Raw genomic sequence first — 7,967 nt, 5'->3', positions numbered from 1 at the left:
CCACACCCGCAACGCCCGAAGCCCGGGCCATTGACCGATTCACTCTACCCTCAGCAACGCACGCCATGACTACTGCCAACCATCCCGCCGAATACTTCCTGCTCGACTTTCTAATCCGCAACGGCGGCAATGTGAAGTATGCGAACCTCCCAAACGCCGAGCAGGCAATGGCCAGCGACATGGCAGCGGCGGGCCTGCTGGTGCTGGCAGATGGCCTTGTATCAATTCTCGCCTAATGCTTACGCTCTTCGGCAGGGTCGCCAGCAAGAAAAGCCTTGGCGACCTGCTGGAGCAGCAGCGGCGCATCTGGCTGCTGCTCCAGCAAACGACCAACGCCGCGCTGATCAGGGCAGATCCCCGAGTCGCCGGCTGCCCCCAGCACTACACGCACAACTGGGGGTGTCAATCCGCAAGAGTCCGACTGGAAGCCCACCACGACCGCCTGGGGCTTATTAACCGGCTTATGGAGAAGGCACTAAAAAAGGCCCGCGCCCGGCACTAACCCACCACCCCAGCCACAACAGCCACTACTAACTACTGAAGCCATGAAACGAGAAGCCTTGACCCGAGCCAACACCATCATCGAAACCATTGATAAGCACGAGCGCAGGATTGCAAAACTGGGCAACCCGAAAGTAGTCGTGGTGATACAGGGGGAGGAAAATCATTATCCGGCCCCGATTACAACTATCGGTGTGAATGAAAGCAGCGAACACCCAGATGCCGATCAGGGCCGCCAGCTAATCAAAGCACTGATAGACAAGTATCAACATCTGATTAAAGACCTAGAAAAGGAACTCAGTCAGCTATAACCCTACCACCCCACACACAAAGCCCCGGCTGCGCTAACAGCCGGGGCCCCAATGGAAACAAACACTCAATCAAGCCCTGCAAAGATACCATGCTACACCCACAACCCCAACTCCAGGCCCCGCCGCAGCTTATGTGGCTCACCCAGGAGGAAGCCGCCTGTCCGATTGAGACGGAGGAAGTACGCCGCCGCTACTCCTGGAAAGTCCTGTTAGCCGCTCCCTGGCACGCCGTCGAAACCCTGCTGTGGGGAGTAGCCGCCGCCGAACCCCGCTACCTGCAAGAAGTGCCGGTGGTGCTGGCCGAAGTAGAAGCCGCCCGGACCCAGGGGCTGCAAGTAGCCCGATAACCCTTTGAACAATACTGTAATGGAAGGTAAATACGTCGATTGGATCACCGGAAGCGATACCGGCACCAGCAGCATTACGATTATACTGGCCTTGAACGGCCGCCCCGCCCCGCGCTACGGGTTCGATATCCCATACGATATGGGCGACTTGGGCCGCTGCATTCGGATGCTGGAGAAGTTCCCCGAACTGGAAGCCCGCCTTCCTGAACTGCCTGCCATCCTGCCCATGTGGACGCCTTACGTGGACTGCTGGCGCGACCTGAAGCGCAAGTATACTGAGGTGAACGAGTGGTATACAAAGCCGGAGACGGAGCGGAAGGCTCACCTAAGAAAGAAGCATAGCAGCGACCCAGGCAAAGAAGCCTACCAGTACATGAAGCGTCTAGAGGCTGTTTCGCGCTACTTGGGCGGCTGGCGACCACAAGGCAGCCTAGACCACTGGAAGAGAGGGGAAGGGATTCAGCCTGCAACAGTAACCGCCTGATGCCATGCCCAGCCCGCTACACCACCTGCTCTACCAGACCGGCACCGTGTTCGCCCTCTGGGAAGCCCAGGCCCTGTGTCCGAAAGGAGTGAAGGGTAGCGAATACGACCGCCGCTATACCGTCGCCTTAGTGATAAGCGATTTGCGCCACGGGCGGCAACCCCGCTGCGAGTTGGTCGGTGTCCGGCTCCTATTGGAAGACCTGCTTTGGGCCCAACTACAACCCGGCAACCTGATAGCCACCAACGAGCTGTATAGCGACGAAGAACTCGACAAGCTGGAGCGCTGGCTCGACAACACCACCGGCCCCGAATCCTGGTCCAAGCTGGTCCTCGCGCTCGGTCATTACCGCCGCCTGACCACCACCCGGCGCGACAAATACGAGGCCCGCGAAATGGCCGCCGATTACAAAGCCTGCGACTTAGACACCACTACTTCAACTGCTGCCTGATGAATACGACCAGCCTCTCCTACCAGTACGCCAAAGCCGCCGGCCGCGTGTGTGCCCTGCGCCAGGTGCGCGCCGAACTACAGGCCGCTATGGCGGCCGAAGAAGCCTGCCTGCCGACTGCCGCTTACCGCTGCCTTGATGCGCTGGAAGCCCGCCTGAACGCTGAAAAGGAAGCCATGCAGGACGCCATCAGCCGCTACCCGCCGGCAACCGACGAGCCGGTACCTGCCTACCACGTCAGCTATGTAGCCGAAGCCGCATGAAGAACTACCACACCCTCGACACGCCAATGGCAGCGGCTATGAAAGCCACTATTGCCGCCCGCGCTGCTGCCTTTGCTGCCCCGGTCAAGGTGCCCAGCCTGAGCCGCATCATCTGCCCCTTATCCCAGCTATCGGAACGCGTCCGGCAGCGAGTAGCCACTAAGTAATTGATTGACACGATGGATACCAAACAAGTAACACTACGGCTGACGCTGGAACTGCGTAGCCGCCCCGATTACCACGAAGAAGTCTACACCTGTCAGGCCACCGTGCCCGCTAATCGAACCGACGTGGAGGACTTCCGGCCCTTCATTTTGGAGAAGACCGTCGATACCGGCTTCGGCATTCAAGTGAAGCGCGCCCACTTGCGGGTAGACAGCTACGACCCGGCTACGGAAACCGTGCAGATGTCGCATAGCCTTACCCGGTCGGAGTCCTACGACTTCACCTATGACCTGCAATACAACTACGGCTGGCGGGAAGACCTGAGCGCCCGGCGGCGGCTGAACAGGTTGGCCGCTCGGCACGGTGGCACTGCTGCCGCCTAAGATGCCCACCCACCCCCCAACCACCCCAGGGCCTACCAAAAGACCGGCCTTGTGTACTGACCATACGCTAAACACTCTTAACGACTTACGATAATGGAAGACTACAAAGAGAACACCTGGTACCGCGAAGGAACGCTCCTGTTCACGGTACAGCCCGGCGCAGCACTGAGGGGCGAACCGGCGGCCGGCTACATGGTAAACCGCCTAACGGTACGCATTGAGGCCGCCAACGGGACGCTGAGCGCCCACGCCGAAGCCCTGGCTGCTCAGCTGCTCCAGCACCTGCGCGCCGCCACGCCCGCCGCTGGGGCTGCTGCGGGGGCGGGTGTGAACGAGCGGTTGCACGCGGCCGGCCTTACCACGCTGGGGCTCCTCAACGGCTACGACATCCGCTTGAAGACATGGGAGATGCAGCGCGCAGAAATAGACGCACTGTGCGACGAAGAGGGGCCGGGGGCTAAGCAGGTGCGCGGCAAGTTCATCAAAGCCTATGCCGATACGTGGCTGGATTACGCCCGCGAAATGCACACGAAGCTTTCAGCGGTGCTGGCTTTCGTTGCCCCACCCGCCCCCGGCATCGTCGCCCTTCCCCCTCCCAGCCACGGCGGCAACACCCGCAACGTGCTGAACGCCGATACCTGCGCCGCTGGGGATTCCTCCTGTATCGGGTGCGGGGTGTGCGCCGGGCCGTCGGGTGTAACGGGGGCGGGGGTATGAAGCGGGGCCTGTTTCTCAAAGCTCGCGCGCTTGCCATTTGGCGGCTGCTGACCCGCAAATACTTCGTGGTGATTACCTGCCAGCCAGATGGTGACATGCGGTGCCAATACAACGTCGCTGCGCATAGCTACCGCTACATGGTGGCCACAGTGCTGCCAATACTAGAGTCCCACGAAGGCCAAAGCGCTGCACTCAATCAGGCCAAAACCATTCTTAATTCCCCGAAACCATGAAGACTTCCCCGCGCCCGACCAACCCCAACCCACCACTACCTGCCTACTACCTGCAAAAAGCCCAGGAGGACAACGAGCCCCTGTCTCGGTGGCTGACGCGGTGGCTGGTCATCTTCCTGTCCATCCTGCTACCGCTCTGGCTGCTCACCGGCTGCGCCACCCTCTCCGGCCCCGGGGGCGACGCCCGCGCTGAACGGATGGCTCCCGAGCCGGTGGGGTTGCACCCGGCTACCGTGAAGACCTACACGACCGCCGACCGATTCGAGGCGCCGATGCCGGTGGACACGGCGCGGGGGTGGTAGTCTCTCACGATTCAACGAACCAGAACGATGGCAGAACCAACCACCAAAGTAGCCCGCGCCGTGAAGGCTACGGCTGTCAGCAACCTATCCCTGGGCAATGCTGACGATGCGCTAACACTGGCCACCGAGCTACAAAAGTTCGTGGCCGCCAACAGCCTAACGAGCACCATTCAGGGTAAGCAATTCCCGAACGTAGAGGCCTGGCAGTTCGCCGGCACGCTCTTGGGCTTGTCTCCGATGCTTGAATCCATTGAGGACAAGAGCGAAGGGACGGAAATCAAATGGCAGGCCACTATTACCCTGCACAACGTGCATACGGGGCAAGTAGTAGGCCGGGGCTTTGCCACCTGCTCAAACCGGGAGCACACGAAAAGGAGCTTTGCCGACTACGCCATCTGCTCAATGGCCCAAACCCGCGCCGTGGGCAAGGCCTACCGGCTAACGCTGGGCTGGCTGATGAAGGCCGCCGGGTATGAAGCTACCCCATCGGAGGAAATGGCCGATGTGGGCACCGTGGCTGAAGTAGTAGCCCCAATGGCCGGCGAGTTTGAGGCCGCCATGCAAGAACTACGCGACGGGGCCGCCATTAAGGCCGTGTGGGAACGGTATCCCGACCTGCAACCCGACGAACGCTTTAAGACTGCGCTGGCTGAATGCGCAGAGTTCCGCAAGCCCCCCGCCCAATGAGCCGCCCCGGCTACTATGGCCGCCCCGGTGGCCTCAAGCACCCGTTCGGCAGTTCCGGCAAGAAGCCCCGGGTAAAGAGCCTGCCGTTGCCCCGGCTGCCTTCCCGCAAGATGCTTATCGGTAGCCTTTGCCAGCACCTGGCCAAAGAGCACATGGAAACCGATTGCGGGCCGTGGTCGAAAGCCGCCTTCGATGTGTGGTGGTGGCTTTCCGATATCCGCGACAAGCACGCCCGCCATGCTGCCTGATGCCTGCTACTACTGCACAACCGACGGGCTGCACTACCGGCTGACAACAGCCCCTAAAAGCCAAGGCGGCGGGCCGCTACTAGCCCGCCGCCGACCCGAAGAAACCGATTGGCGGCCCGCTGTGGCCACCACCGAAGACCACATCACCCGGCTGCTGGCATTCGGCAGCTTCATTCGACTAGACGACTAACGACCTATGAACCTCACCTTCATCACCCCCGCCATTCGTGGCGTCCGCAACACTGCCGAGGCCCCGCGCATGGCCACCGTCTCCCGTGGCTCGGGCACCATTAGTTTCTCGGCTTCCTTCATGCAGCAGCATGGCCCCGCCGAAACGCTGGCCACCCTGGCTAAGGATGCCGATACCGGCCACTGGTACGCCCTGTTTGGCCACGCGGCACCCGAAGCGGATTCGCGCGAGTTGCGCCACAAGAAAGCCAAAGCCGGCAAGGCCACGCCGGGCAGTCGGTATTTCATCAACAAGGCCCTGGTAACGGCCGTGCTCACGGATGCCGGTATACCCGAAGACCGCAACAGCGCTCAGTTCCCGCTACTCCCTGAGCCAGTAGAACACGCCGGCCTGGTGCTCTGGCCACTCGGCACTGCCACGCTGCCAGCGCTGCCCATCGTGAAGGCCACCGTGAAACCCGCCAGCGCCCCGGTCAGCAAGCCCGCCCTTGTTGCCACGCCAGCCCCAACAGGCCCAACCCCAACGAGCCCAGCGCTTTCGCCCGTGGCCGCCGGCCCGGCCCGCCCGGTGGCCTCCATACCGGATGCCAGCACCGAGCGCCTGCACCAGCGCCGCGACCATCTACTCAGCAGCAGCAAGCCGCTCAAGCCGCTGGAGGTAAAGGAGCTGAACGCACTGCAAAAGGAACTGCAGAGCCGGGGTGAGCTGGTAAGTCATGAGGCCTACTAAGCCCAGCATCAGCTACGGTCATTCCTCCTAATCCTTACTTCCCTGAATCATGCAAACCATCAAAATCCAACTGCTACACCCTGACGCGAAGCTGCCCACCCGCGCCCACCCGACTGATGCCTGCTACGATGTGTACGCCGCTACCTGCGAGCTAGGCCCCGGCTGGGCAAAAGTACGGGCTGGGCTTCGCCACCGAGATACCCGAGGGCTGGCAGGCCAAATTCTACCCCCGTAGCAGTATTTGCAACACTGATATGACGCTCAGCAACAGCGTAGGTGTGATAGATGCCGGCTACCGGGGTGAATGGCAGGCCCGGTTCTTAGTAGCTACGCACGTCGGCAGCCCCCGCACCTACAAGGCAGGCGACCGTATCGGGCAAATCCAATTCCAGCGGGTGCCCGAGGTGCGTTTTGAGCAGGTCGATTCGCTGAACGACAGCCCCCGAGGGGCCGGTAGCTTCGGCAGCAGTGGGAAGTAGCACCCACCCCAGCCCCGCCGCCTACGTGGCTGGTGGGGCTGGGGGAGCGGGTGAGAGGGGCCCGTTAGCGGCTTCGTGAGCGGCTACTGCATCCTCAATCAGCAGGCGTACCAGCTCCGAAGGACGCCGCCGCTCCTGCTTTGCCAGCGCGTCAAGTTTGGCCCGCAACTCATCAGAGAGCCGGACCGGGAAGGGTGCCTTTGCCTTTGCCATAGAGCACGAAGGTACACAAGCGAAATTATTCCGCGCTATCTGTTGCCTTTTGTATTACACTTGCGTATGTTTGTAATACGCAATCAGAAGCACCGCCCTTGCCGGGGCCGCCGACGAGTAACAGGCTGCGACACCAGCCTTGCAAAGACCTTAATGGCCGGCAAGCCATTCACAAAGGCCGCCTTAGCTACACCGTGTCGGGTGGGGCGGGCGGCCTTACTTGTGATAAACATGAAAGCATATTCCTTCTACTTCAATGCCTCTGACTGGCTGGCCTCGCAGGCCGTCAAGCAGATGAGCCTTGCCGAGCGGGGGGCATACATTGGCCTACTAGCCTACGCCTGGGGGGCTGATATGCCCGGCACCCTGCCTGTCAATCCAGACCGGGTGCGCCGCATGGCCGAAATGAGCCCCGCCGAATGGGAGGTGAGTGGTGAAGTATTACTGGAGAAGTTCCCCCTATCCGAATGCGGGGCTTACCGTTACAACCCGCGCCTGTTGGCAGAGGCCGCCAAGCAGCGCGAACTGAGCGAGAAGAACGCCGAGAACGGCCGCAAATCTGCCGAACGCCGGGCCGCCGATAAAGCCGCCCGCGAAGCCGAGGCAGCGAAGCGGCAACGAAAGGCCAACGAAAATCCAACGGTCGTTGAAATAAATCCAACGACCGTTGAAAAAACGGCCAACGAAAGTTCAACTAAGATAAGCCAAGCTAAGCAGTCTTCTTACGAAGACGAAGGGGCGTCGTCGGCCGGGCAGATTGAAGGAGAGAAACCAACCCCTAAAAGCCAGACGACTGCAACGAACAGTGCGCGGGCCGTGGCCTTGACCGACCCGGCTGATGAACAGCACTGGTCGGAAGGCCCGCTCACCAAGCCCGGCGCCTTTCAAGTCATCTGCGAACGGCAGGGGTACGAGGGAATCGACTTCGGGCATTATCGCAAGCAGGCGCTGGCCGCCGCCGAAGACGCCAACATCAGCCGCACGATTGCCCAGTGGAACGGCTGGATTCGCAACTACCTCAACAACCAGAGCAAAAACGGCCCGCTACTCAAAGCCCAGCCCGGCGGCGCCACCCTGCCGTCGCACCCCACTCCGAAGCACCTGCTACCCAAGCCCGGCAAGGAAACCCCCGGCCAGGTCATCTACATCGACGGGGTGCACGACCAGAGCCACGACCGCATGAAGGCGGCCAGCTACCTCAACCACTGGCCAAGTGCCACCATCGTGTCGCTGGCCCATCCGGAAAACCCTTACTCCAACGCCC

General features: G+C 61.4%; 18 protein-coding genes. 17 read left to right on the top strand and 1 reads right to left on the bottom strand.

Going from position 1 to position 7,967, the window contains the following annotated elements; genetic code table 11:
* The 16 genes from BLW21_RS21685 to BLW21_RS20560 form a co-directional block, all read left to right on the top strand.
* Nucleotides 1-236, top strand: a 236-nt coding sequence (locus BLW21_RS21685) for a hypothetical protein (protein WP_217633897.1), incomplete at its 5' end; no start/stop codon positions are given.
* Nucleotides 236-502, top strand: coding sequence for a hypothetical protein (locus tag BLW21_RS20630; protein ID WP_092743966.1), 267 nt, complete (start codon nt 236-238; stop codon nt 500-502). The genes BLW21_RS21685 and BLW21_RS20630, both read left to right, overlap by 1 nt.
* Before the next feature lie 43 nt (nt 503-545).
* Nucleotides 546-812 carry a hypothetical protein gene (locus tag BLW21_RS20625; protein WP_092743964.1) on the top strand — a complete coding sequence of 89 codons (267 nt, stop codon included), beginning with the start codon at nt 546-548 and terminating at the stop codon, nt 810-812.
* Nucleotides 813-901: 89 nt separating this feature from the next.
* Nucleotides 902-1,159, top strand: a complete 258-nt coding sequence (locus BLW21_RS20620; protein WP_139255371.1) for a hypothetical protein — start codon at nt 902-904, stop codon at nt 1,157-1,159.
* Nucleotides 1,160-1,163: 4 nt separating this feature from the next.
* A complete protein-coding gene (locus BLW21_RS20615; protein WP_139255370.1) occupies nt 1,164-1,643 on the top strand; it encodes a hypothetical protein in 480 nt (159 codons plus the stop codon).
* 4 nt (nt 1,644-1,647) lie between these two features.
* Nucleotides 1,648-2,094 (top strand): hypothetical protein, encoded by a 447-nt coding sequence (locus BLW21_RS20610; RefSeq protein WP_092743958.1) that lies wholly within the window; start codon nt 1,648-1,650, stop codon nt 2,092-2,094.
* Nucleotides 2,094-2,357 (top strand): hypothetical protein, encoded by a 264-nt coding sequence (locus BLW21_RS20605; RefSeq protein WP_092743956.1) that lies wholly within the window; start codon nt 2,094-2,096, stop codon nt 2,355-2,357. The genes BLW21_RS20610 and BLW21_RS20605 overlap by 1 nt, the downstream gene beginning before the upstream one ends.
* Nucleotides 2,354-2,524 (top strand): hypothetical protein, encoded by a 171-nt coding sequence (locus tag BLW21_RS21680; protein WP_175471076.1) that lies wholly within the window; start codon nt 2,354-2,356, stop codon nt 2,522-2,524. Before BLW21_RS20605 ends, BLW21_RS21680 begins: the two co-directional genes overlap by 4 nt.
* 12 nt (nt 2,525-2,536) lie before the next feature.
* Nucleotides 2,537-2,905 (top strand): hypothetical protein, encoded by a 369-nt coding sequence (locus BLW21_RS20600; RefSeq protein WP_092743954.1) that lies wholly within the window; start codon nt 2,537-2,539, stop codon nt 2,903-2,905.
* A 93-nt stretch (nt 2,906-2,998) separates the two neighbouring features.
* A complete protein-coding gene (locus tag BLW21_RS20595) occupies nt 2,999-3,622 on the top strand; it encodes a hypothetical protein (protein ID WP_092743952.1) in 624 nt (207 codons plus the stop codon).
* Nucleotides 3,623-3,851: 229 nt separating this feature from the next.
* Nucleotides 3,852-4,157: a hypothetical protein gene (locus tag BLW21_RS20585; RefSeq protein ID WP_092743948.1), complete on the top strand. Its 306-nt coding sequence runs from the start codon at nt 3,852-3,854 to the stop codon at nt 4,155-4,157.
* A gap of 27 nt (nt 4,158-4,184) precedes the next feature.
* Nucleotides 4,185-4,844 (top strand): hypothetical protein, encoded by a 660-nt coding sequence (locus tag BLW21_RS20580; RefSeq protein ID WP_092743946.1) that lies wholly within the window; start codon nt 4,185-4,187, stop codon nt 4,842-4,844.
* Nucleotides 4,841-5,092 (top strand): hypothetical protein, encoded by a 252-nt coding sequence (locus BLW21_RS20575; protein ID WP_092743944.1) that lies wholly within the window; start codon nt 4,841-4,843, stop codon nt 5,090-5,092. Before BLW21_RS20580 ends, BLW21_RS20575 begins: the two co-directional genes overlap by 4 nt.
* A complete protein-coding gene (locus tag BLW21_RS20570; protein WP_092743942.1) occupies nt 5,082-5,282 on the top strand; it encodes a hypothetical protein in 201 nt (66 codons plus the stop codon). The genes BLW21_RS20575 and BLW21_RS20570 overlap by 11 nt, the downstream gene beginning before the upstream one ends.
* A 6-nt stretch (nt 5,283-5,288) precedes the next feature.
* A complete protein-coding gene (locus BLW21_RS20565; protein WP_092743940.1) occupies nt 5,289-6,011 on the top strand; it encodes a hypothetical protein in 723 nt (240 codons plus the stop codon).
* Between the two features lie 179 nt (nt 6,012-6,190).
* Nucleotides 6,191-6,490, top strand: coding sequence for a dUTP diphosphatase (locus tag BLW21_RS20560; protein WP_092743938.1), 300 nt, complete (start codon nt 6,191-6,193; stop codon nt 6,488-6,490).
* A gap of 21 nt (nt 6,491-6,511) precedes the next feature.
* Here the strand turns inward: BLW21_RS20560 and BLW21_RS21405 are convergent, their stop codons facing one another.
* The gene (locus tag BLW21_RS21405) at nt 6,512-6,703 is read right to left on the bottom strand and encodes a ribbon-helix-helix domain-containing protein (RefSeq protein ID WP_139255369.1); all 192 of its coding nucleotides are present in this window, start codon (nt 6,701-6,703) and stop codon (nt 6,512-6,514) included.
* A 231-nt stretch (nt 6,704-6,934) separates the two neighbouring features.
* Between BLW21_RS21405 and BLW21_RS20555 the strand changes: the two genes are divergently transcribed.
* Nucleotides 6,935-7,967: DUF1376 domain-containing protein (locus BLW21_RS20555; protein ID WP_175471075.1), on the top strand; the 1,033-nt coding region annotated here is incomplete at its 3' end.

Source organism: Hymenobacter psychrophilus, assembly GCF_900107135.1.
In the GTDB taxonomy this organism is placed as follows: domain Bacteria; phylum Bacteroidota; class Bacteroidia; order Cytophagales; family Hymenobacteraceae; genus Hymenobacter; species Hymenobacter psychrophilus.
Note: the sequence above shows the minus strand (reverse complement) of the source record. Positions and strands in the feature narration are given on the sequence as shown.